The 22,139-nt window shown below is 62.2% G+C and carries 19 protein-coding genes; 6 read left to right on the top strand and 13 right to left on the bottom strand.

Translation table 11 applies throughout. From position 1 onward, the window contains the following. Positions 1 to 32 precede the first annotated feature (32 nt). Both ACMGFM_RS11665 and ACMGFM_RS11660 read right to left on the bottom strand, forming a co-directional pair. Positions 33 to 1,094, bottom strand: a complete 1,062-nt coding sequence (locus ACMGFM_RS11665; RefSeq protein ID WP_436902791.1) for a DR2241 family protein — start codon at positions 1,092 to 1,094, stop codon at positions 33 to 35. Positions 1,095 to 1,141: 47 nt separating this feature from the next. Next, positions 1,142 to 2,026 (bottom strand): CbiX/SirB N-terminal domain-containing protein, encoded by an 885-nt coding sequence (locus ACMGFM_RS11660; protein WP_436902789.1) that lies wholly within the window; start codon positions 2,024 to 2,026, stop codon positions 1,142 to 1,144. Positions 2,027 to 2,097: 71 nt separating this feature from the next. Here ACMGFM_RS11660 and ACMGFM_RS11655 point away from each other — a divergent pair, with 71 nt between their 5' ends. Continuing rightward, complete coding sequence (locus ACMGFM_RS11655; protein ID WP_436902788.1) at positions 2,098 to 2,556, top strand: DUF7523 family protein; 459 nt, start codon at positions 2,098 to 2,100, stop codon at positions 2,554 to 2,556. 104 nt (positions 2,557 to 2,660) lie between these two features. Here the strand turns inward: ACMGFM_RS11655 and ACMGFM_RS11650 are convergent, their stop codons facing one another. Next, positions 2,661 to 3,803: an MFS transporter gene (locus ACMGFM_RS11650; protein WP_436902811.1), complete on the bottom strand. Its 1,143-nt coding sequence runs from the start codon at positions 3,801 to 3,803 to the stop codon at positions 2,661 to 2,663. A gap of 309 nt (positions 3,804 to 4,112) precedes the next feature. On the opposite strand from ACMGFM_RS11650, the gene ACMGFM_RS11645 reads away from it, so the two are divergent. After that, the gene (locus ACMGFM_RS11645; RefSeq protein WP_436902787.1) at positions 4,113 to 4,322 is read left to right on the top strand and encodes a hypothetical protein; all 210 of its coding nucleotides are present in this window, start codon (positions 4,113 to 4,115) and stop codon (positions 4,320 to 4,322) included. A 4-nt stretch (positions 4,323 to 4,326) separates the two neighbouring features. Here ACMGFM_RS11645 and ACMGFM_RS11640 read toward each other — a convergent pair whose 3' ends face one another. Further along, positions 4,327 to 5,130, bottom strand: coding sequence for an enoyl-CoA hydratase/isomerase family protein (locus ACMGFM_RS11640; RefSeq protein ID WP_436902786.1), 804 nt, complete (start codon positions 5,128 to 5,130; stop codon positions 4,327 to 4,329). A 579-nt stretch (positions 5,131 to 5,709) separates the two neighbouring features. Here ACMGFM_RS11640 and ACMGFM_RS11635 point away from each other — a divergent pair. Continuing rightward, entirely contained in the window at positions 5,710 to 7,437 is a 1,728-nt protein-coding gene (locus tag ACMGFM_RS11635) for a helicase C-terminal domain-containing protein (RefSeq protein WP_436902785.1), read from the top strand. Here the strand turns inward: ACMGFM_RS11635 and ACMGFM_RS11630 are convergent. Next, positions 7,434 to 8,165, bottom strand: a complete 732-nt coding sequence (locus ACMGFM_RS11630; protein ID WP_436902784.1) for a GNAT family N-acetyltransferase — start codon at positions 8,163 to 8,165, stop codon at positions 7,434 to 7,436. The two genes, ACMGFM_RS11635 and ACMGFM_RS11630, sit on opposite strands and share 4 nt — an antisense overlap. A 110-nt stretch (positions 8,166 to 8,275) precedes the next feature. On the opposite strand from ACMGFM_RS11630, the gene ACMGFM_RS11625 reads away from it, so the two are divergent. Both ACMGFM_RS11625 and ACMGFM_RS11620 read left to right on the top strand, forming a co-directional pair. Then, a complete protein-coding gene (locus ACMGFM_RS11625; protein WP_436902783.1) occupies positions 8,276 to 8,449 on the top strand; it encodes a hypothetical protein in 174 nt (57 codons plus the stop codon). Further along, the gene (locus ACMGFM_RS11620) at positions 8,446 to 9,285 is read left to right on the top strand and encodes a beta-keto acid cleavage family enzyme (RefSeq protein WP_436902782.1); all 840 of its coding nucleotides are present in this window, start codon (positions 8,446 to 8,448) and stop codon (positions 9,283 to 9,285) included. The genes ACMGFM_RS11625 and ACMGFM_RS11620 overlap by 4 nt, the downstream gene beginning before the upstream one ends. On the opposite strand, the gene ACMGFM_RS11615 is transcribed toward ACMGFM_RS11620, so the two are convergent. The 5 genes from ACMGFM_RS11615 to ACMGFM_RS11595 form a co-directional block, all read right to left on the bottom strand. Continuing rightward, complete coding sequence (locus ACMGFM_RS11615; RefSeq protein WP_436902781.1) at positions 9,282 to 10,925, bottom strand: sensor histidine kinase; 1,644 nt, start codon at positions 10,923 to 10,925, stop codon at positions 9,282 to 9,284. The two genes, ACMGFM_RS11620 and ACMGFM_RS11615, sit on opposite strands and share 4 nt — an antisense overlap. Positions 10,926 to 10,991: 66 nt before the next feature. Further along, positions 10,992 to 11,384 carry a DUF8055 family protein gene (locus ACMGFM_RS11610; RefSeq protein ID WP_436902780.1) on the bottom strand — a complete coding sequence of 131 codons (393 nt, stop codon included), beginning with the start codon at positions 11,382 to 11,384 and terminating at the stop codon, positions 10,992 to 10,994. Then, complete coding sequence (locus ACMGFM_RS11605; protein ID WP_436902779.1) at positions 11,381 to 13,039, bottom strand: FAD-dependent monooxygenase; 1,659 nt, start codon at positions 13,037 to 13,039, stop codon at positions 11,381 to 11,383. Before ACMGFM_RS11605 ends, ACMGFM_RS11610 begins: the two co-directional genes overlap by 4 nt. A gap of 2 nt (positions 13,040 to 13,041) precedes the next feature. Continuing rightward, positions 13,042 to 14,721: an electron transfer flavoprotein subunit alpha/FixB family protein gene (locus tag ACMGFM_RS11600; RefSeq protein WP_436902778.1), complete on the bottom strand. Its 1,680-nt coding sequence runs from the start codon at positions 14,719 to 14,721 to the stop codon at positions 13,042 to 13,044. A gap of 2 nt (positions 14,722 to 14,723) precedes the next feature. Further along, complete coding sequence (locus tag ACMGFM_RS11595; RefSeq protein WP_436902777.1) at positions 14,724 to 15,605, bottom strand: electron transfer flavoprotein subunit beta/FixA family protein; 882 nt, start codon at positions 15,603 to 15,605, stop codon at positions 14,724 to 14,726. Positions 15,606 to 15,779: 174 nt separating this feature from the next. Between ACMGFM_RS11595 and ACMGFM_RS11590 the strand changes: the two genes are divergently transcribed. Then, positions 15,780 to 18,194: a PAS domain S-box protein gene (locus tag ACMGFM_RS11590; protein ID WP_436902776.1), complete on the top strand. Its 2,415-nt coding sequence runs from the start codon at positions 15,780 to 15,782 to the stop codon at positions 18,192 to 18,194. Here the strand turns inward: ACMGFM_RS11590 and ACMGFM_RS11585 are convergent. The 3 genes from ACMGFM_RS11585 to ACMGFM_RS11575 all read right to left on the bottom strand — a co-directional run bounded on the left by ACMGFM_RS11585 (position 18,191) and on the right by ACMGFM_RS11575 (position 22,024). Continuing rightward, positions 18,191 to 18,529: a 4Fe-4S dicluster domain-containing protein gene (locus ACMGFM_RS11585; protein ID WP_436902774.1), complete on the bottom strand. Its 339-nt coding sequence runs from the start codon at positions 18,527 to 18,529 to the stop codon at positions 18,191 to 18,193. The genes ACMGFM_RS11590 and ACMGFM_RS11585 overlap by 4 nt on opposite strands. Positions 18,530 to 18,575: 46 nt before the next feature. Next, positions 18,576 to 20,231 carry a methyl-accepting chemotaxis protein gene (locus ACMGFM_RS11580; protein WP_436902773.1) on the bottom strand — a complete coding sequence of 552 codons (1,656 nt, stop codon included), beginning with the start codon at positions 20,229 to 20,231 and terminating at the stop codon, positions 18,576 to 18,578. 74 nt (positions 20,232 to 20,305) lie between these two features. After that, positions 20,306 to 22,024 (bottom strand): glutamate--tRNA ligase, encoded by a 1,719-nt coding sequence (locus ACMGFM_RS11575; RefSeq protein WP_436902772.1) that lies wholly within the window; start codon positions 22,022 to 22,024, stop codon positions 20,306 to 20,308. Positions 22,025 to 22,139 lie beyond the last annotated feature (115 nt).

Raw genomic sequence — 22,139 nt, 5'->3', positions numbered from 1 at the left:
TACTGACTTATCAACGACCGTAATAGTTTGCCCTATTCCTGGGCTGGCTGGCCGGACAGATTGCCGTCCTCGTCGAATCGACGGGCGCGCAGGAACCGGGCGCGAAGCTGATTGGCGCCCGATTTGAGGTCGGCGTCGCGGATGCCCGCAACCTCACCGTCGGCGACGGCGTCAATTAGCGCTTCGAGTTGGTCTTTCTCGCTCGGCGTGAGGTCGAATTCGTAGGTTTGGGTCTCCTCGGCGTCGAGTTTGGTGAACCGGCGAGCAGCCGTAACTACAAGCGAGCACGGCTCCCGGCACGGGAAGACGCCGTTGCCGCCGGGCGTCTCCAGTTCGGTTTCGTCGTCGTACTGCCAGACGCGGCGTTTCAGACACTGTGAGTCCTGACAGCAGCTTTCGGCGACCCACTCGACGTGTTCGTGACCCTCGCCGCGGTCCCACGTCTCGATGACGCCGTACATCCCGGTCTGGCGTGCCATCGTCTCCCGCCAGTGAGTGACATCGAGCGTCCCGGTGCGTTCTTGGTGCCAGTTTGCGACCGTCGCCGGATAGAAGAAATCGACCGTCTCGACGAGTTCAGCAGGACCCAATCCGGAGAACTCCCAGCCAGTCCGCAGCGTCGGCGCTGTCTTCAGCGGCCGGTAGGTTCCATCGTCGGTGTACGTCGCCAGTTCCCGGGCTTCTCGGGGGTCGTCGTAGGCCGTCAGATTTCCGGGAGTGTCGTCAGCGTGAGTAAGCCGGTACCGTCGGCGACCATCCGATTCGAGCGTGACCTCGATTCGGAGTTGGCCCCACTCGGTCACCGTGCCGTCTTCGAGGCGGTCGTAGCGTTCGGCGACCGAGCCCTCACCCTCGAGCCACCGCAGGAAGGCCCAGCGGTCGTCTTTCTGGGGGGCCAGCGCGTGCCAGAAATACCAGTTTGTGACGTGGTCCGAACCGGTCGCAACGGCGCGGAGTTCGGCTTCGCTCAGGCCAGTAAACTCGACATCTGGCGTCCGGTAGGCGTAGTTGCCGTCGAACTCCACGTGGAGACCGTCGAAAGAAATTCCGTCGGGTGCGGTCTCGACGAGCGCGTCGACGTACCCGTGTGACATACAAACTCAGAGGGTGTGCGTCCTCAAAAGTCGGGCGATTCCGGGGGTTACAGCGCGTCGGCCGGCGGCCGGTCAGTTGTGGTCTGGTTGCGAATCTGCGCGTGGGCGTCGGCCACGTCTGCCTCCGCGTCGTCGGCCCGTTCGAGTACCACATCGGCCAGCAGCGGTTCGGTCCCGACAGCGCCAGAGTACCAGACGCGGTGGCCGTCAACCAACTCCGGAATATCGTAGCCCGTCCGGTAGTCGTCGGTCAGGCCCATATCCTCCGGAATATCCTCCTGAGTGTGGAAGCCATCGGAGACAAACAGCGGCACGACGACGATATCCTCACTCTCGAAGTAGTCGGTCACGTCGTCGATTTCGGGGTCTTCGTCCATAAAGAGCGCCTGCACCTCGTCGAACCGGCCCCTCTCGCGGATGCGGTCGGCGTGGTACTCGATTGCCTTCGCGGAGTTTTCGTTGCGCCGGGTCCCGTGGCCGACGACAGCGAGTCCGAAGCCGCCCCCCACATCTGGGTCGTCGGTGACTGACCTGGCACGCTGGACGATCACATCGCTCATCGCGTCGTGAGTTCCGACAGGCCCGCAGTAGTGGACCGTCTGTCCGGTGTCTTTGGCGGTCAGCGTCGCCGTATCTGCGCTGGTGCCGTCCGACTCCCACAGGTCAGGGTCCCAGCCCTCGAGCCGAAGCTCCCGGGGAATAACCTCCTCGGTGAAATAGCCCTCGCTGATGAACAGCGGGACGACGTACACCTCCTCGGCGTCCACAGTGCGAAGCACCTCCCGGAAGGCGGGTTCTTCCTTCCAGAACGTCTCTCGAACCTCGTCGAAGGCACCGGTCTCGCGGATGCGGTCAGCGTGGTCGAACGCGGGCGCGCTGGAGCCCGGATTCTTGTGCGAGCCGTGGGCGGCGATGACGAGGGCAGTGGACATAGTACTACTAGCGGAGAGCGCGGCTTAGGGGCTACGATGGGATTAAGCCCCTGCCGGCGGTTCGCTCCGGTATGACGCTTGCAGAACGAGCCAGAGCAGCGGCCCGCGAACACCCATTCATGCACGACGCCCTCGCTGTTGGCGTCCTCAACTACTCGGCGGCTGCCCGATTCCTCGATGTCGGCGAAGAGGAGGCGGTTGCGGCCGCACTCCGGCGCTACGGCGAGCAACTTGACGCCCCGGCGAGGGAGGCTGACGTCCGAGTGACGATGGAGACAGGTCTCGGCCGTGGCGACGGTGGACTGTTGACCGTCGGCGACACCGGCTTCGTGCCCGGAGACGGCTCGCTAACTGCGATTCTCGTCAGTGGCGAGGTATCGCTGGGGCTCTGTCGGCGCGTGCTCGGTAGCTGCGAGACCGCCGAAATTGACGTTCTCGGCGCTGGGTTCGGTGAATCTGTAATTCTCGTGGTCGTCGAGCGTCGTGACGGGCCGGACGCGCTTCGGCTCGTCGAATCGGTCTGTTCCTGAGAGTGCAGTCGCCGGGGATTGGGCGGTAATTAGTAACGATAAATGCTATGGCGCTATATAGAATTGGCAGAACGGCGAGAGAGCCGGGGTCGATGAGCGAGCGATTAGCTGTCGGTCGGTTCCTCTGGGATTCGCTCGATTGGCGCCTCCCACAGCAGGATGCCCAGCGAGCAGGCGACGAGAACAACACCGGCCACCGCGAGCGCGAACAGCGGCGAGACTGCGTCAGAGATGACGCCACTGGTGAGTTGAAATGGGACGACAGCGAAGCCGCTGACCATCGCCATCGCACTGAGGACCGTTGCGCGGCCAATCGTTTCAATACGGTCGTTGATATACTGGCCGGCGAACGACCGCGTAACGTCCGAGAGGCCGCGAATCAGCAGGAACGTCGGCAACGCAAGCACTGGGACGAAGTACATCCCGATCAGCGCGCCACCGACGACGAACGGCAGCCACAGGAACCACGTTCGGAGTCCGAGTCGGTCGCGAATCGCCCCGGTGTAATAGCTCAGCCCAGCCCCGAAGAGACTGTAGGCGGCGTAGAACCACCCCAGCAGTGACCGAACTTGGGTCTCGGCCACACCGAAGTCAACGACGACGGTCTCGAAAATCGGCTGGAGAAAGACGAACACGAGGTAGGTCACTGCCGCGTACAGAACGTAGTAGTAGAGCACGAACGCGCGAATGTTACGCTGTGCAAGCGTGCGGCGGACGATGCCGACGGTCCGACGAAAGGTCAACGCCGCCGTCTCGGTCTGCTCGTAGGTCTCCGGTTCCTCGACTGTCAGGAGCACAACCACACCGAGTGCCGTGACCGCGGCGGCGACGAACCACGGGTACGAGAGGTCGATACTCCCCAGATAGCCGCCAGTGATTGCGGCACCGGCACCGATGGCCAGCGAGACAGATTCGCCGCGTCCGCGGACGTGTGCGAACTCGTCTTCCGAGAGGTCGTCGGTGAGGGTGTCGTACAGCCAAGCGTCTTCGCTGCCCGAGCGGAAGTTGTACCCCGCCGACCAGCAGACGTACAGGACCGCAAGCGCGAGGAAGGAACTGGCAAGGCCGATGCCGAGCAGTGTGAGTGAGATGAGCGTCGTACCGATGAGCAGGCTGTTGCGCCGGCCGAGTCTGTCGCCGACGTAGCCGGTCGGAATCTCGCCGACCAGCGTCGTCAGGTTGTATATCGCTTCGAGGGCAGCAATCTGTGTGAAATCGAGGCCCTGCGCGAGAAAAAAGAGGTACATAATCGGCCGATAGAATTCGACGGCCTTCGTCGACTTGTAGAGATAGTACTTCAGAACGCTTCGGGGTGGGAACTCGGCGCTCAGCGACTGCGATGGCACGGCCACATCGAGGCTGTTGCCGCCGGGAAGATGGTTGTTGTGTTATGACGTGTTCGGCGTTTCGTAATACCCGTCCAGGATGACTAGAGTTGGATGTGTTGCTCGCTGCACTGCTTCGGAGCGGTACTGTCTAAGCGACCAGTATCTTGCGCAACCTCGGACGTAAGTAAGAAGTGTATAACTACGGGCACCCAGCAATCAGTTGTGGATATGTCAAGCGAGCAGACAGGCGACTCGAATGGGAGACGGTCAGGCTCGTCGGCGGAGCCGAGCTACCAGCTTCGCTGTGCCACGGCGCGGTTAGAGGCTGCGCTGCAGTCGCTGGACCTCAAATCGGAGACTGAGCGAGCAAAGGAAATTATCACAGCGCTGCGCGCAACGGACCGGGCGAGCAGACTCGAAACAGACCGGGACGATTGAACGCTCACTCGCCGCGAAAGTCCGGGTCCCGTCCTTCGAGGCGTGCCTCGACACCTTCGCGGTAGTCCGCCGTTCGGTAGGTTTCCTTCGCGAGTGCCCGCTCGAATTCGAGCCCTTCGTCGAGCCCCATGTCCCCGGCAGCGTTGAGCGCCTGCTTGGCCATCCGCATCCCGATGGGTCCGTTGTCGGCCAACTCCGCAGCCAGTTCTCGCGCAGTTTCGACGACAGTGCCGGGTTCGACCACCTCGCGGACGAGACCAGCGTCGGCGGCAGCCTCCGGGTCGACGTACTCACCAGTGAGCACGATTTCTTTGGCCTTCGCGAGGCCGACGAGTCGCGGGAGTCGCTGGGTCGCGCCGCCGTGTGGGAAGGTGCCGAGCTTGACCTCGACAACGCCGTATTTTGCCTCACTGTCGATAATCCGGAAGTCGAACGGCAGCGTCAACTCGAAAGCCCCGGCCGGCGCAGCGCCGTGGATGGCTGCGATTGTCGGCACCGAACAGCGCTCGATTGTGTCGAGCAGGTCGGGGAACAGCGAGTCCGTCACCGCGTGGTTGGTCGACTCGTCAGCCAGACCTCGCATCATTTCGAGGTCCATCCCGGCGCTCAGGACTGGTCCCTCGCCGCGGAGGATTGCAGCGCGACACTCCGTGTCTCCGTCGAGGTGCTCGAACGCCTGCGCGAGGTCAGCCATGAGCGATTCGTTCATCGCGTTGCGTTTCTCAGGGCGCTGGATGACCACCTCTGCGCGGTAGCCCTCGCGGTCGATTCGGACGAGTTCGTTGTCCATCTCGGTCGTTGTGTCCATAGTTCGGTCTGCGGCTGACAGTACTGTAAAACCACAGGCCGATCAGTTGCGTCTGGTTTAGCGGGGGTTGGTGGTATTTTTGACTTAAACAACCAGAAAGCCCCGAGGCTCTCGACTCAGGGGACTCGCTGTCTCAGAAAATCGGAGATTTTCAGGATGACGAGAGAGCAAAGCTCTCTCGAACCACGCGCGCTCCTTCCAGTCGCGTGCTTACGTCGTCCGCCGTCGCCGAGACCCTCGCCCCTTTTCAGTCCCACCCTGTTGCCTGTGTCACGGGCCACCGCGGGTGGGATTGAAAGGGGCCGTCGGCTTGGTCTGTCCCGGACGAAGTAAGCACCTACTGGAGCGCAGCGAGTGGCGAGGGACCGTAGGTCCCTCGAACACTGTGAATTGCGCGGAACGGAGTTCCGCGAACCATTCGAGCGGCGATGCCGCGAGAAGACGGCGGCACTGCCGCCGTGAACAGGTCCCGGACAGCCAAGCCGACGGGGGCTTTCTGGTTTTCGAAGCCCAGTTTGCGTACTTAGAGACTACAAACCGAACCCACGAGTTTAAGCTTCGTCGGGCGGCAGTACGACCGTGGAGCCGTCACGTCTCTTCGAGGAGTTTCCCGCCCCCTCTTACCGCGGCGCACAGGAGCAAGCGCTCGCGGATATCCGCGACGCCTTCGAGGCTGGCAACGACGTGGTCCTCGTCCGCGCACCGACCGGCAGCGGCAAGTCGCTACTGGCTCGGGCCGTGGCTGGCTGTGGTGCGCGCCCGAGTGAGGTCGGCCCAGAAGAGCCCATTGGCTCGTACTACACCACCCCACAGGTGTCCCAGCTCGACGACGTTGCCAGCGACCCGCTGCTCGAAGACCTGAATATCATCCGTGGCAAGAACAACTACAGCTGTATCCTCCCCGGCGAGACGGACACGCCGGTCAACCAGGCGCCGTGTGCCCGCGAACGCGAGTTCGACTGTCAGGTGAAACACCGCTGTCCGTACTTTTCTGACCGCTCGATTGCCGCCAACCGTGAAATTGCGGCGATGACACTCGCGTATTTCATGCAAACGGCCGGCTCGGACGTGTTCGGCCAGCGTGACGTAGTCGTCATCGACGAAGCACACGGCCTTGGCGAGTGGGCCGAGATGTACGCCGCCATCGAACTCGGCCCCGCGACGATTCCGCCGTGGGAAGATGTCAAGCCCGACGTAATCGATGGACTCGACGACGCCGCAGAGTACGCAGAGTATCTGACGACAATCTGTGACCGTGGCCTCGATGGCTTGCGGGGCAACGCCGAACTCACGCCCGAAGAAGTCGCCAAACGCGACCAGTTGACGAAACTGCGCACCGACCTGAACTGGTTTCTGGAGGACTACCGCGACCCCGAGAGCGCAACGACGTGGGTCGTCGACCAGCACGGCGACGCGGGCGCGCCGGCGACGATCAAGCCGGTCAACCCAGAGCGCTATCTCAAACACACGGTCTGGGACCGCGGGAAGAAGTTCTTGCTTCTGTCGGCGACGATTCTCAGCCGAGATTCCTTCTGTGCGGGTGTCGGTCTCGACCCGGACCGCGTCGGGATGGTCGAAGTGCCACACACATTCCCACTGGAGCACCGGCCGCTGTTCGACGTGACACAGGGGAAGATGACCTACGAGCACCGCGACGAAACGCTGCCGAAGATTGCCCGCATACTCGTCCGGCTGATGGCCAAACATAGCGACGAGAAAGGCCTCGTTCACTGCCACTCGTACGCGATTCAGGACCAACTGGAAACGCTCCTTCGAGAACACGGTGTCGGCGAACGGATTCGCAGTCACGACCGCGAGGACCGCGACGGCCAACTTGGGGCGTGGCAACGAAGCGACGAGCCGACGGTCTTTCTCTCGGTCAAGATGGAGGAAGCCCTGGACTTGGAGGGTGACCTCTGTCGGTGGCAACTGCTCTGTAAGGCACCGTATCCGAACACGAACGATTCCCGTGTGGCCCGCCGGCTCGAAGACGGCCAGTGGGGCTGGTACTACCGGACTGCGCTGCGAACAGTGATTCAGGCCTGCGGTCGCGTCGTGCGTGCCCCTGACGACTACGGTCACACCTACCTCGGTGACAGTTCGTTACTGGAGTTGTTCGACCTCGCTCGGACAGACACGCCGGACTGGTTTCGCGCACAGGTCGAGGCGATGGAACAGCCAGAGCTGCCGCCGTTCTCGGCAAATGCGGCGCTCAGCACGGGGACCACAGAACGACGGACGCGAAAAACGAATCAGTCGACACAGCAGAGTGCCGACGACCACCCGCTCTCTGATGTCTGGGACTAGAGCCCGCGGGCCATCATCACCTCGTCGATGTAGTGCCCGTTGAGTTTGTAGTGGTCCTCGCGAACGGCTTCAGTCTCGAAGCCGTGGTCGTCGAGGAATGCAATTGCTGACTCGTTCGAGGCGGGAATCGCGTTGTAAATCTTTTCCAACCCCTGTTCGTCGGCCCAGCTAACCCCCCGGTCGAGCAGTTGGCTGCCGATGCCCATCCCCCGATAGGCTTCGAGCACGCCCAAGGTCAGTTCTGCCGTGTGTTTCAGCTTTTCGAGGTCGACGTGTTTCAGGTGGACCCAGCCGACGACGTCGCCCTCGACACAGGCGACGAAGAACATTCGTGACTCGATTTCGTTGTGTCGAATCAGCACCCCCTCGCTGTCGACGATGTCTGCGACTGTCTCGGCTTTGACGTACTCGCCGCTGCCGATGGCCTCCCGAATCGCGCCGACGAGGCCTGTCAGGTCTTCCTCGCGGGCCTGTCGTATGGTGTAAGAAACGTCCTTCGTCTCGTACTCTTCTTGCTCGCCCGCGTCGAAGGCAACACGGAGTTTCCCCTCGACTTCTTCGATCACGCTGTCGCGTTTGAGAATCGCGACGTGGTGACCGAACTGCCGCGGTTCCATCCCCAGTGCGCGACGCACACTATCTGGTTTCGTTGCCCCCTCTCGCTCGACGTATTCGTAGAGATCACGCCGGTCGTCGTGGCTGATCTCTGGTTGTTCCAGTACCTCCATGGCGTGATATACCACACCATAGTACTTAATTCATCCGGCGAAACATGCCGGAGTTGTGCTGACAGTTTGAGTGCCCCAAACGTATAGTCAACCCCGTGTGTACAACCCGCATGGTCTGTCCACACCTCTCGTACCGGAGTTCGGCTAACGACAGAGAGTTCGACCACGAGCGAGCGTACTGTGCCGTCGCCGAGCAGTTCGTCCAGCCAATGCGGGCTGATATCTGCAACGACCGCTACGACCTCGCACACGACGAGCACTGTGAAATCTACCGGGAGTCATGAGCTACGAGCAGTATCTCGCGGGCGAGCCACTCATCATTACCGCCGCGCTGACCGGCGGCGTCCACGGCAAAGAGACCTCGGCCAACCTCCCAGAAACGCCTGAAGAAATCGGGCAGGCAGCGGCCGCCGTCGCAGCGGCTGGTGCCGCGGTTGTCCACATCCACGCCCGCCGCCCGAACGGCGAACGGTCCTTCTCGACCGAGCGATTCCAGGCAATCGACGACGAGATTCGCGCCCGGACAGACGACGTCATCATCCAGCACTCGACAGGCGGGACGGGCGCGCCCGCGGAGCAACGCCACCAGCCACTCCGAACTGACTCGCCACCCGAAATGGCCTCACTCGATATGGGGCCGCTAAATCGCTACGACCATCTGACAAGCGAGAACACCCGCGGGCTCGTCGACTCGCTGCACGAGGAGATGGTCGAGCGCGGCATCAAACCAGAGATGGAGGTGTTCAACGACGGCCACCTCAACGAAGTGTACGGGTTGCTGGACCGGCGGGAGATGGCCGAGCCAGTCTACGCGACGCTGATATTCGGCGGCGGCACGCTGACCCGACCTCGCCCGCGGAACCTACTCAACGCCGTCGACAATCTCCCCGATGGCGCGCTGTTCAACACGCTCGGCTTCGGTCGCCACCAGCTGCCGCTGACGACGATGGGGCTGCTGCTGGGCGGCCACGTCCGCGTTGGTCTCGAAGACAACGTCTACTACCGCGACGGCGAGTTGGCGACGAACGCACAACTCGTCGAGCGAACTGCCCGTCTCGCAGACGAGTTGGGTCGACCGGTCGCCACGCCTGCCGAGGCGCGAGCGATTCTCAATCTCTAGGTCTGTTTGGCGTTCGGCACGGTCAACTGGACAGTCGTGCCGTCGTCGTTAGTGATACTGACCGTTCCGTTGAGCTTCTTGATTCCCCACTTGATCCGCCAGAGGCCAAGTCCGGTTCCGTGTTGCAACGGTGTCTCTGAGCCAGCGTCGATGGCGGCCAGTTCCGACTCGGGGATGCCCGAGCCATCGTCTGTGACCACGATTCGGTAGCCAGTGGCGTACTCAGTGAGGCTGACTTCGACCGTCGTCTCAGCGTGTTGGACAGCGTTGCCGACGGCGCTGTCCAGTGCCGCAGTCAGCGCTTCCCAGTCAGTTACCAGCGGCGCAGTCTCGGGACTGTCGAGTTCGATGGCAACGTCACCGTTCGTCCGGCGTTTGCGGTCCGCGATCACCTCGGTGACCGCAGTGACGAGGTCGCGCTCGGTTTCGTGGAGACGCCGAGAGACAAATCGGTCGATGGAGCGCGCCTTGTGGCCCAGGTCAGCGAGGTCGTCCGCAGAGTCGATAATCGCTTCTGCGCGGTCGTCGTGGCCAGTCTCCTCGAGTACCTCGGCGTTGCTTTTGATTACGTCGACGTTGTTCCGGAGGTTGTGCCTGAGCACGCGGTTCAGCACCTCGAGTCGCTGTTTGCGTAGTTCACGCTCGGTCACGTCGTGGAGGCTCACGATGTTGCCCAGCTGGCGGCCGTGCTGGTCGGTGAACGTCGAAATCTCGGGGTCGAACTGCTGTCTGCTGACGCCCGAACTGCGCTCGTAGGTTTCCATCCCGCGCAGTTCCTCAAGTGTGAGCCCGAGGAGGTCGCTGAGTGGTTCGCCAAGCGGTTCTGTCGGGGCAACACCAAACTCCTCGGCCGCCTTGGGGTTGAGTTTGATCACCCGCTCGTTGTCGTCAACGACAACGATCAGGTCGTCGGTCTCGCGGGCAATTGCCTGCTCGCCGACGGTCCCGGCGGCGGGCGTGGACTCGAACATGTCGTATCGAACGAGCGCGAAGGTAAGCAGGCCACACGGGATGGCGAACCCGGAGGCGTAGCCGGCCGCCGCCGCGGTGAGGCTCACGTCATCAAGCAACACTGGCGTGATGTTGAGCACGAGCAACGGCACGATAGCACTGGTTCCGAGACAGACGCCCTGCGTCAGCGAGAGGTGGCCGTACTCGTGGGTCGTGCGGACGACGAGATAGACGCCAATAATCGCCAGAAACAGCACGTGAACCGTCGCGAGTGAGCCGATAGTCTGGAGCGCAACGCTACTCGTGTTAAGGTCCAGCGAGGAAATAATCACCAGCCCTGCGACGGCAGCCAGCGGCAGCGACAGCAACGCGATGGTTCGGCGCCGGACACGTGTGTACGTACCCGTGTACTGCAGCGCAAACACCAGCCACGGCAGCATGGCGAACGACCACGAGAGGAAAGCAAGGTCGGACCACAGTGGCTGGCCGCTGCTCGGGCCCTCGGCGCCAAAGATAACGCCGGCCGCGCCGCCAGCGAACGCACCGAGTCCAATAAACAGCGTGAACATCCCGAATGCTGTCACGCCCGGTTCGTTCCAGCGGCGGACACAGTACACCCCCAGCGAGCACAGCACCAGCCCCGAAAGCAGGGCCACAGCGAACAGTCCAGCAGCAAGCGGGGGTGTCATTATAGAGATGTTTATCCGGATTGGGTAAAAAACTGTACTCCTTTTGCTGTCGGAGAGACAACGCCGCTATCGCTCCGGCACGCCGGTCAGAATCTGGGCCACATCTGCGATATTTTCGGTGTCGAGCAGCAGTTCGGCGGCCTCTCGGAGGGTGTACGTTGCTGCGCTGTCGACACCGTAGCAGGCCGCATACAGCGCCAGCCAGTCGTTCATCGCACCCTCCAGCGCGTGGTACTGGTCGGGCGGAAACTGGACCATCTGCCCGCCAGTGCGGGCTTCGATGTACAGCGAGATTGCTGGCCCGGCCCCGTCGCGGAGGTAGTCCATCGCCTGTGCTGTGTCCGGCGGCGTCTCCGGTTGCTCGAAGGCTGCGCAGTCGCTGGTCGCGCGGTCGGCCAACTCGTCGATGCGCGCGCCGAAGCGTTCAGCCGCCGACTCGCCCTCGACTGAATCACTCATCCCTGTTTGAACTCGACGCCTTTGCCGCCGCTCGGGTGTTCCCACTTCGTGTCGGCGACAACTGCACAGGTACCACACTCGACGCAGGGCTGCGTGTCGAGGCTGACTTTCTTTTGTTCGCTCCCGTTCGATTTCACAGATTCTTCGCGGTAACAGCCACCACCGAACCCTTCGGCGCTGACTGGGCAGGCCGTGACGGCAACGCCGCTGGCCTCGAAGCTGTTGTCGAGTACTTCGATGTGCGGGTCGTCGACGTTGTAGGTCAGGTCGCCAATCCGGTCGTCCAGTTCCGGCGGTTCGATGTCGCTGTACTCGTCCACTTCGGTTCCGAGTACCTCGCCAATTTTGCTGGGGACGTCGACGTAGGTCAGCCGCGTGTCGGGAATCATCCCGAGCAGCGTCGGCGAGTTAAAGCCGCGCTCGACCAGCCCGCCGAACAGTTTCAGTCCCGCTGTCCCGACTGGCGAGTCGAGAAGTTTGCTTCCCACCGCCGTTACGGTATCGCTCTCCGAGAGCGCCCGCGTTGCTCGGTACCGCCGGGGTCGGAGTTTCGCCATTACGCCCTCGTCGTAGAGTTTCTGCTCGTAGCGGTGCCCCGCAGCCATCGGATTGCCGCGGCTTCTGGCCTCCGCAATCGCTTCGGCGGCCAGCCCACCCGCGGTGACAGCGTGGTTCATTCCCTTGATCACCGGCCCCTGTGCCTGCATCTGGCCGGCCGCGTCGCCGACCAGCAGGAGTCGCCCGCGGTGTGGCGAGGGGTGGGCTGCTTTTTTCGAGTCTGGGACGAGTTTCGCCGAGTATTCGCGCTCGTGGTACTCGCCGTCGAACCACTGTTCCATCAGCGGGTGCGTCAACAGCGAGTCCAACAGTTCGTGTGGCTCGGCGCGGCTCTCGGCAATCGAATCCAGATGGAAGACGGTTCCAATCGACAGCGAGGACTCGTTGGTGTAGAGGAAGCCACCGCCGCGAACGCCTTCGAAGAGGTCACCCGAAAAGAGGTGGGCGTCACCCTCGCTATCATCGAGTCCGAACCGCTCGTTGATTGTCTCCGGCTCCATCTCGACGACAGCCTTGACACCCTGGAACCACTCCTCTGGTTCCTCCCAGTCCATCAGGCCAGCGTCGCGGGCCAGCTCCGAGTTGACCCCGTCGGCCGCGACAATCACGTCCGCCCGAATCGGGTCGAGTTCGTCCAGCGTGACGCCGGTAATCTGGCCGCCCTCTCGCAGGAGCCCGTTGACTCGGACGTCGGTCAAGACGCCGCCGCCTGTCTCTCGTGTCGATTCGTGGACTCGCTCGGCGACCCACGAATCCAGTTTCCGGCGCAGGACCGCGTCACACCAGTCTGTGTCGTGGTGGTGGAGTTTCCCCAGGTCGAACGTTTTCACCTTCCGACCGGAGATGTTGTGGATGTAGTGGTCGTCGACGGGTCGTTCGGTCGCCGCGTCGCGGACGCCCGGAAACACGTCGTCGAGCGTGTAGGGGGCCGACGACTCACCGTAGAGCAATCCCCCGGAGACGTTTTTCGAGCCGGCGTCTGTGCCGCGTTCGAGCACGAGTGTTTCGACGCCGTGCTCGGCCAGTACCTGTGCCGCCGTTGCGCCGCCGGGACCAGCCCCGACGACGACTGCTTCGTAGTGTTCGTATTCAGTCATCGTTAGTCGTCACTCGCCTGTGCGGTCAGTTTGGCGAACTCGCCCGCTTCGAGTGCGTCGGTCAGTCGCGGCAGCACCTCGAACAGGTCACCCTCGATGAAGTAATTCGAGAAACCACGGATGTCGGCGTCGGGGTCGGTGTTGATTGCGATAATCGTGTCCGATTCATCCATCCCGACCTTGTGCTGGACCGCACCAGAGACCCCAGCAGCGATGTACAGGTCCGGTTCGACAACCTGTCCGGATTCGCCGATCTGTCGTTCCTCGGTGATGTACTGCTCGACGTGGCCCTCGAACTCGTAGGAGGCCGTGATGACACCCCGAGTCAGGCCGAAGCCAGCGTCCTCGAATCGGTCCGCGAGTTCGAGACCGAGTTCGATCCCGTGAGTTGGGTCTTCGCGGTCGATTCCCCGTCCCATGCAGACGACGACATCGTGGCCCGAGAGGTCGACACCGTCGTCGAGACGGTCGTAGTCGGTTACCTCGATCTGGAACCAGTCGTCAGGAAGGTCGATATCGTGTTCGACCACCTCGCCCTCGCGGTCAGGCTCTGGCTCTGGCAGGTCGAACGTCCCCGGAATGACGCTTGCGCCCTGCGGATGGAAGTCCCGGTGCGGTTTGTCGATACAGAGAATCGTCGAGTACTCGAAGCCCGAGAAGTCCGGCCGGGGCATGTGCAGGACGCGCTGGAAGCGCTTGGATTCGCCCGGTGCGCCGGTCTTCGCAGGATTCGAGATCATCGTCTCGTCGATGTACAGGTCCGAGCAGTCCGACGCCAGCCCAGAGTCGAGTTCGCCCTGCACGAGCGCCGAGAGGTCACGGCCGTTGTGCGTCGCCGGGAAAATATTGTACCGGGGTTCGTGATAGTCGCGCCAGTCCGTCTCGAAGTCCCGGCACATGTGACAGAAGATTTCAGTGTAGGGCTTGTGTCGGAATCGCCCGAGGCGGTCGTCTTCGTGATAGACAACCCGGTCGGCGCCGTAGGCGATTGCTTCCTCGGTGAGGTCGGCAACGTCGTCGCCGATGAGCACCGCAACGACATCCTCGGGAGCGCCCTCCTCGTCGCCACCGTAGGCAGCGGTGTCGGCCTCGTCACTGCCAGATGGCTCGCTGTTGTAGCGGTCCATCATCTCGCGAGCGCGACCGAGCATCTCCTTCGAGACATCGAGCAGGTCGCCCTGCTGAGTCTCGCAGTAGACCCACATATCCCGGTAGCTCTCGCCGGCGACACCCTCGACGTACTGTTTGTCTGCCGTTGGGTGGTCGAGGTCAGGGTACTTCTCTTCCGGCGGGACGTACTCGACTTCGATGGCTTCCTCCTCGTCGGTGCCGGCAACGGATTCGATGCGGTCTTCGATTTGGCTGATTGCGCCCTTTCGGTCCTTTCCGTCTTTCTCGCGCTCCAGCAGGTCTTCGAGTATCGCCACGTCGTCGATGTCTCGGACCATGTTCGCCACGTCGGCAATCGTCAACTCCGTCAGGTCGACATCGCTCGGATCGGCGTCCTCGTCGTCTTCCTCGACAGCCTCGATACGGCTCTCGATGAGTTGTTTGACCGGCATCCGGTCCTCGGCGTCCTCTTCGAGCGCCAGCATCTCCCGGAGTTCGTCGGCGTCCTCGATATCTTTGATCTTCGGGCCGAGCTCTGCAATCTCGTGTTCAGTCGGGTCGAGGTCGACCATCGTTAGTCACCCCCCGCGTGAGCGTTCATCGTTTGGAAGACATCTTCCATCGCCGACTCGTCGTCGGGGTCGACCATCGTCGCCTCGCGCTCGTCCGGTCCCTTCGGAATCGGGTCGACACCCGCGACGATTGTTGGCGAGCCATCCAGCCCGATGAAGTCTGGGTCGAGGTTGAGGTCTTTCTGATTCCAGACAGTCACGTCGTCGTCGAAATCGAGCTCTGCTGCCCGCTCCTCTGCGTCTTCACGCAGGTCTTTGTACCGGAGACGGTGTTCCGCCCGGCGGTAGGTTGGCTCGAACTCCGGGTCCGTGACGATGAACGCCGGCAGGTCCGCCTCCACAGTCTCAATTTCAGAGACATCGCCCTCGACGAGTCGTTTCGCCCGAACGCGGCGCTGTTCGGGGTCGACTTCGAGCGAGATAACGTGTGTAATAATCGGTCGGTCGGTCAGTTCGTCGTTGATGTCGATACACCAGTTCGTCTGCGGGCCGGTGTGGCCGGTTTCGCCGTCTGCGGTCTTGAAGCCAGCGAAAATCAGGTCTGGTTCGTCGTCGAACATCGCCAGCCCTGTTGCGATTGTCATCGCTGTCGCCCACGTGTCGGCCGCACCCATCTCCCGGTCTGAAAGCAGGTAGAGGTCGTCGGCGTAGACATCACCCATTCCCTCCTGCAGGACTTCCTTGTAGCCCGGCGGCCCCATACTCATCAGCGAGACGCGACCCCCGGCGCGGACTTTCGTCTGCAGCGCTGCCTGCAGGGCCGTCTTGTCGTTGGGGTTCATCACCGTCGGCGTCTTCCCCCGTTCGAGGTGGCCATCCTCGTCGAACGATACCTTCCCTTCCCTGAAGTCGGGTACTCCCTTCGTAAGTGTAACCATGTGCATTTCTACCACGACTCTAGGTTCAAGAGGTGCCCCACTATGTTGTAAGTGTTTTGTTCTCATCACCGACACAAACGGTCGACGGGAGTGTTGGTTCCCCAGCCACGAATGTCCTAAATTTCAAGCTGTGATAATAACGAGCAACTATTACATTATCAGGGGGAGATATTCGAGTGTATGACCCTGTTCGAGAACGGATTCGCGCTTGCCGTTCTCTCAACCGGAGTGTTTTCGCTGATATTCGCGGGATTTGCGTACCGAAAGCGAGCGGAACCGGGGGGGAGCCCACTTGCGATTTTCAATATCGCAATTACAATTGCGCTCTTTGCCTACGGCGTGGACATCCTCTCGACAGACCGGACGGTCCAGTTGCTTTCGTTCGGTATTTGGTTTCCGCTACAGGCTGTCGTTGGGGTGACCTGGCTCTATATCGCGCTCGAATACGCCGGCATCAAGCGCTTCGCGACTCGACGGACGGCGGGAGTGCTCTGTCTCGAACCGATACTCGTCACAGTGCTCGTTATCGTTCCGTCGACACGTCCGCTGTTGGTCGATCTGCCGGCAACGGGCACCGAGGGGTCGTTGTTTTTCACCAGTGCGACCGGTGGGCCGTTGCTCGTCATCCATTACGTGTTTCTCAACGTCACGTTGCTCGCCGGCACCGTCCTGTTACTCCGTCTCATCTTCCAGTCGAACTATCTCTATCGACTGCAGGCGGTTGCGGTCGCAATCGCTGCCGTCGCGCCCTGGTCGGCGCTGGCTATCCAGGCACTCGGTCTGAGCCCGGCACTGCAAGCGCTGGGGGCCAGCCCACAGGAAGACCCGAGCGCAATCGCCTTCGCGGTTTCGGGGATTGCACTGACAGCGGGACTCTACCGGTTCAACACCCTCAATCCGGTACCGGTCGCACGGGAGGCAGTCGTCGAGGAGATGGGCGACGGGGTGGTCGTCCTCACGACCGACGGTGCGGTGAGCAACTGCAATCCGGCAGCGCGGGAGTTACTGGCTCCGGGAACCGACAAGGACGAGCTTCTCGGGACACACATCGCCGAACTGCTCCCGGACTGGGAGCCTCCCGACGGTGTCGCAACCGAACGGAGCGAGTGGCAGCAACTGTCGATAACTGTCGAGGGAGCCGAACGGTTTCTCGAGGTGCAGGTCTCACCGCTGCGGGATCGGTTCGATCGGCTGGTCGGTCAGTTCGTCGTCGTTCGTGATGTCACCGAGCAAACCAGACGCGAGCAGAATCTCGCCCGGTACAAGACGATCTTCGAGTCCGTTACCGACCGCGTGTTCGTCCTCGATGCTGACGACCGGTTTGTCGTCGTCAACGACCGGTTTGCAGAGTTTCTCGGTGCTGACGCCGTCGACCTGGAAGGAACGCAGTTTGCGACGATGCTCACGTCCGACCAGCCGCTTCCGACTGACGCTGCCCCGACGACAGTCGAGCGCCAACTCGAAACCGCCGACGGCGAACAACTTCCCTGCGAGATTCGACTTGCCCCGATCTCCTTCGAGGGAGTCGAGGCCGGGACAGTGGGCATTCTCCGAGACATTTCCCGCCGTCGCCAGATCGAGAGTTCGCTCAAGGAGACGACAGAACGGCTCGAAACCATCGTCGAGGCCTCACCGCTTGCGATTATTGCGACCGACGTTGACGGGTCGGTCGAGGTCTGGAACCAGGCAGCGACGGAGATGTTCGGCTGGTCGTCGGCGGAGGTCCGCGGTTCGTTCTTGCCAGTGGTCTCCGGCGAGGCGGAGACGCGACTCCGCTCGCTCGCCGACCAGGTCGCCGACGGCGAACGGATCACGGGCGAAGAAATGACCCTCGACTGTAAGGATGGCAGCGTCATCGAAGCCAGTTTCTCGCTGGCACCGCTCTCTGACGAATCCGGGACCGTCCAGGGCATTGTCGGCATCGTGACGGACATTACCGACCAGAAGGAGCAACAACGCCGACTCGAACGACAGAACGAGCGGCTAGACAAGTTTGCCAGCCTGCTCTCACACGACCTCCGGAGTCCACTTCAGGTCGCGTCCTCCCGACTCGAACTGCTCGCAGCGGACGTTGACGGCGACCCGGACCACCTCGAACGCTCACAGGCCGCGTTAGGTCGGATGGAGACGTTGATCGACGACGCGCTCGCACTCGCACGCGAAGGCGACGACATCGGCGAGACTCGGCCGTTCGTACTCGCAGATGTCGCGGAGCGCGCCTGGGAGATGGTCGAGACGCCAGCCAGCAACCTCGTCGTCGACGATAGGTCGGACCCAATCGAAGGAGATCCGACACGGGTTGTCGAACTCTTCGAGAATCTCTTTCGGAATGCAATCGAGCACGGACGTGACAGCCAGGACGAACCACTGGAGATTCGTGTCGAACGGCTCGAAGATGGGTTCGCCGTCGAGGATGACGGAGTCGGCATCGACGAGTCGGTGGCCGATCAACTGTTCGAGACGGGCTATACGACCAATCCCAAGGGGACGGGCTTCGGGTTGGCAATCGTCGAACGGATTGCGAATGCCCACGGTTGGACTGCTCGGGCGACGACAGGAACTGACGGCGGTGCTCGGTTCGAGTTTCGGAGCTAGATCCGGCCAGCGCGGCTTGGGTCGACGTCGATAGCGTCGACGGGACAAACGTCGACACAGAGCATACAGTCGATACACTGTTCTTCGTGTGTCGGGTGGGCTTTGATCTCACTTTCCGGGTGGCCCGGCGTGTCGACCCACTCGAAGACGTCGACTGGGCAGTCTTCGAGACAGGCACCGTCGGCGATACAGATGTCGAAATCGACCGCGACGTGCGTGCCGTGAATCCCCTGTTTGTCTTCGGTCAACTCCTCCCCGTCTGGCGACCAGATTGCGACATCGTCGTTCTCCCCAATCTGCTCGTAGCTCCCTTCGAACTCCGGATCGATTGCCATTGGTACTTACACCCACTCCCGCCGGGTAGTTAAAACTTCCACCGAATCAGACGGTGTACTCCCGCAGCGCCGTCTTGATGTCGCTAATCTTCCGGCGCTGGTCGCCGGTGGCTTCGGCAATCTCTTCGACTTCGAGCGCCACTTCGTCGGCTTTAGTCGTCGCCTCGTCGACCATACTCGCGATCTCCTCGGCGCTGGCGGCCTGGTCGTCGGTGGCGCGGGCGACTTCCTCGATGCCCTCGGAGGCTTCGGTCACGGCCTCGACGATCGCTTCGAGATTCTCCATGACGGTTTCGACCTCTTCGATGCCCTCCTCGACTTCTTCGACAGTCTGTTCGATACCGCCGATTGTCTCGGTGGCGTCGGACTGAATGTTCTCGATTGTCTGTTCGATATCGCTGGCGTGACTCTTCGACTCCTCGGCGAGTGATTTCACCTCGTCGGCGACGACAGCGAACCCTTCGCCGGCCTGTCCGGCGCGGGCAGCCTCGATGTTGGCGTTCAGCGCGAGCATGTTCGTCTGCTCGGCGATGTCGTTGATAACGGCGGCAATCTCGTCGATTTCGCCGACACGCTCGTTGAGTTGTTCGACATCGTCGGCGACGGTGTTGGTCGTCTCCTCGACAGAGCCCATCGCCTCGAGGGCGTCTGCGGCCGAATCCCTCCCCTCGCGAGCGAGGTCGTCGGCCACATTGCCGCGACTCTTCACCTGGTCGGCCGTCGAGGCAATCTCCTCGACCGTCGCGGAGAGATTCGAGATTTCGCCGTCGATTGTCGACATCGTCTCTGATTGCTCGTCAGCAATGTCGGTAATCTCTCGTGCCCGGTTGGCCACCTCGTCGGCGGTGTCGTCGAGGTCTTCCACCTCGCTGGCGACGTGTGTCGAGAGTTGACCGAGTTGCTCTGCGAGACTGTTCAGGTCATCGAGAAGTTTGAGGTCCTCTTCCTCGAAAAAGTCGCCGCGGTCGAAGGAGGCCCGCACGTCGTGGTTGCCTTCGCTGATTGCGCTAATCGTCTCTCTGAGTTCCGCCACCAACTCCTCGACGGCCTGACGCTGTTCGACATCCTCAGTCCGGTCGAGCACCATCTCGACGACCCCGACGAGGTCACCGTCGCGGTACAGCGGCGCGGCGCTGAACTCGATATGTCGCTCGACGTCGTTGCGGTCGACCATCGTCGAGCGGTCCCGATACATCGTGACCGACCCGCTCTCGACCCGGTCGAGGCCGTACTGCTGGTCGGCCGAGTCAGGGTGTTCGAGCACCTTGTCGGCCAGCGTCTCCCCACGCCGACCGTCCGGATAGAACGCCTGACTCGCCATCTCCATCGACCGAGCGTCCTCGCGGTCGACGCCGGTCAGTTCCTCGATGCCCGCGTTCCAGTGGACGACGTTGCCCTCGGCGTCGAGCGTGAACAGCGACGTGCCGATGCGGTCGAGCAGTGTCTCCTGAACGACCGGCAGGTCACCGCCCGCAGACGTGGCGGCGACACCGCCGTCAGCGACCACTGGCTCCGCTCCGCTGTCGTCGGTCAGTTCTGAGTTGAGTTCGTTTCGAGCGGTGTCGAGCGGGTCGGTCGGTGTCTCGGCTGGTAGTTCTGTTTCCAGTTCGTCGAAGACGCGGTCGACGACCCCACCGTCGACCCCCGTCGATTGCTCCCCGTTCGGTTCACCTGATAACAGTCGATAGATACCTGACTTCATCCGTGACGTCTACCACATATTCGTGCTGTACGGCCATAATAGCCGCTCCTCAGTCTCAGATTTGATAGACTGAGTCAGGAGTGAGTGTAGTAGGCCACGTACTCCTCGCCGGTGGCGTCGATGCGGGCGAACCCAACACGCTCGAACTGCAGCAAGTCGTCGGGGTCGTAGTCGGCAACGCCGGGTTCGGCGTAGCCCGACACGTCACCGTCGGGCGTCCGCAGGCGGAGCGGTACCGCTTCGTCGGCGGGCACCCAGTGAACGATGTCGACGCCCTCCTCGCGAGTGACATCCAGCGAGTCATCAGTGTAGACGAAACCATCGTCAGTGTGGCGGACACAGCCGTAGCCTTTCAGCCAGACGCGGTCGCCAACCGCCGGCAAGTCCGCCGATTCGACGAACACGCCGCCGGTGGCCGGCAGTTCTCGCGTGCCACGGTCCTCGTGGTCCGGGTGGACCGGAACGCTCCCCGTCGTCGGCCCGCCCGACACCGACAGTTCGACTGCGTCGTCGCCGTTCCGGACGAAAAACGCCCGGTCGGTGTCGTCGTCAATCAACTGGAGGTTGTTCGCGTACACCGTCGACATCGCCAGGTCGACATTCGAGGTGGACATTCCCAGTCCAGTCATCGCCTCGACGAGTGCTTCTCCGCGGATGCCGCGGCGTCGAAGGCTGGCGAGCGTCGGCGCTCGCGGGTCGTCCCAGCCGTCCAGCTCGCCGTCTTCGATCAGTTCTGCAATTGTCGAGGTGGACATCGGCACGTCGTAGGCGTCGACCTGGACGTGACCCCAGTGGATAACCTCGGGGTACTCCCAGTCGAAGTAGTCGTAGACGAAGCGCTGTTTTTTCGCGGAGTCCTGCAGGTCGATCCCCCGGATGATGTGGGTGACGCCGGTGAGATGGTCGTCGATACCGGACTGGAAATCGAGCATCGGCCAGCAGCGGTAGTCGCTGGCCTCCGGTCGTGGATGGGGTGTGTCGATCATCCGAAAGCCGACAAAGTCACGCAGTGCCGGGTTCTTGTGGCTGATATCGGTCTTCACCCGGAGCACCATCTCGCCGCTTTCGTACTCGCCGTCGACCATCTCGGTGAACTCCTCGTGGACCTGTTCCACGGGCTTGTCTCGGTGTGGACAGGGTTCGCCGGCGTTTTTTAGTTCCGAGAACTTCTCGGCCGGACAGGAACAGGTGTAGGCGCCACCAGCGTCGACCAGGTCTCGCGCGTGGTCGTAGTACGTCTCGACGCGGTCGCTCGCTAACAAGACTTCGTCTGGTTCGAAGCCGAGATACTCGATTGCGTCGAGAATCTGGTCGTATGCGTCCAGGTCCGGTCGTTTCGTTTCGGGGTCGGTATCGTCAAACCGGCAGATGAAGCTCCCGTCGTAGAGCTCTTTGTACGTCCCGACGACGGCGGCCATTCGGGCGTGGCCGATATGCCACGGGCCGTTAGGGTTCGGAGCGACGCGCATGCGAACCTCGCCATCCTCGGCGTTGGGCAAATCCGGCAGTACCTGGTCGTCCTCTTCGTCCTCGGCGTCGATTTCTTCGAGCAGTTCGGGAGCGAGTTCACCAAGTCGGTCGCGGCGCTCGCTGTGGCTCAGTCCGTTGACCCGCTCGATGACCGGTGCGATGATACCGGGAATCTCGTCGCCGTACTGTCGGAAGTCGGGATTGTCGCCCATTAGCGGCCCCATAATCGCGCCCACCTGCGCCTCGCTTTCGTGCTCGACGGCGTTGTACAGCGCGTCGATCTCTGCCTGTTCTTTGATCCGCTCACGAAGGTCGTCGTCCATTAGTCTCACTTTGAGAGCGGGGACGTGAAAACTCGGCCGGTCTCTGTCGAGGTGGTGTTTGCTCCAGCGGGACGGGGGCCTTTTTAGCTCCAATCTCACTTCTGCGCGATTGGTT

Source organism: Halovenus halobia (genome assembly GCF_051414135.1).
In the GTDB taxonomy this organism is placed as follows: Archaea; Halobacteriota; Halobacteria; order Halobacteriales; family Haloarculaceae; genus Halovenus; species Halovenus halobia.
This window is presented reverse-complemented; position numbering and strand designations above follow the sequence as displayed.

Bases quoted from the DNA above. Each gene is read 5' to 3' on its own strand.
- ACMGFM_RS11655 (WP_436902788.1), top strand. From the start codon at position 2,098: ATGACGCTTGCAGAACGAGCCAGAGCAGCGGCCCGCGAACACCCATTC.
- ACMGFM_RS11595 (WP_436902777.1), bottom strand. From the start codon at position 15,605: ATGCACATGGTTACACTTACGAAGGGAGTACCCGACTTCAGGGAAGGG.
- ACMGFM_RS11640 (WP_436902786.1), bottom strand. From the start codon at position 5,130: ATGGACACAACGACCGAGATGGACAACGAACTCGTCCGAATCGACCGC.
- ACMGFM_RS11605 (WP_436902779.1), bottom strand. From the start codon at position 13,039: ATGACTGAATACGAACACTACGAAGCAGTCGTCGTCGGGGCTGGTCCC.
- ACMGFM_RS11630 (WP_436902784.1), bottom strand. From the start codon at position 8,165: ATGGAGGTACTGGAACAACCAGAGATCAGCCACGACGACCGGCGTGAT.
- ACMGFM_RS11580 (WP_436902773.1), bottom strand. From the start codon at position 20,231: ATGAAGTCAGGTATCTATCGACTGTTATCAGGTGAACCGAACGGGGAG.
- ACMGFM_RS11585 (WP_436902774.1), bottom strand. From the start codon at position 18,529: ATGGCAATCGATCCGGAGTTCGAAGGGAGCTACGAGCAGATTGGGGAG.
- ACMGFM_RS11650 (WP_436902811.1), bottom strand. From the start codon at position 3,803: ATGTACCTCTTTTTTCTCGCGCAGGGCCTCGATTTCACACAGATTGCT.
- ACMGFM_RS11590 (WP_436902776.1), top strand. From the start codon at position 15,780: ATGACCCTGTTCGAGAACGGATTCGCGCTTGCCGTTCTCTCAACCGGA.
- ACMGFM_RS11610 (WP_436902780.1), bottom strand. From the start codon at position 11,384: ATGAGTGATTCAGTCGAGGGCGAGTCGGCGGCTGAACGCTTCGGCGCG.
- ACMGFM_RS11575 (WP_436902772.1), bottom strand. From the start codon at position 22,024: ATGGACGACGACCTTCGTGAGCGGATCAAAGAACAGGCAGAGATCGAC.
- ACMGFM_RS11625 (WP_436902783.1), top strand. From the start codon at position 8,276: ATGGTCTGTCCACACCTCTCGTACCGGAGTTCGGCTAACGACAGAGAG.
- ACMGFM_RS11665 (WP_436902791.1), bottom strand. From the start codon at position 1,094: ATGTCACACGGGTACGTCGACGCGCTCGTCGAGACCGCACCCGACGGA.
- ACMGFM_RS11660 (WP_436902789.1), bottom strand. From the start codon at position 2,026: ATGTCCACTGCCCTCGTCATCGCCGCCCACGGCTCGCACAAGAATCCG.
- ACMGFM_RS11600 (WP_436902778.1), bottom strand. From the start codon at position 14,721: ATGGTCGACCTCGACCCGACTGAACACGAGATTGCAGAGCTCGGCCCG.
- ACMGFM_RS11615 (WP_436902781.1), bottom strand. From the start codon at position 10,925: ATGACACCCCCGCTTGCTGCTGGACTGTTCGCTGTGGCCCTGCTTTCG.
- ACMGFM_RS11645 (WP_436902787.1), top strand. From the start codon at position 4,113: ATGTCAAGCGAGCAGACAGGCGACTCGAATGGGAGACGGTCAGGCTCG.
- ACMGFM_RS11620 (WP_436902782.1), top strand. From the start codon at position 8,446: ATGAGCTACGAGCAGTATCTCGCGGGCGAGCCACTCATCATTACCGCC.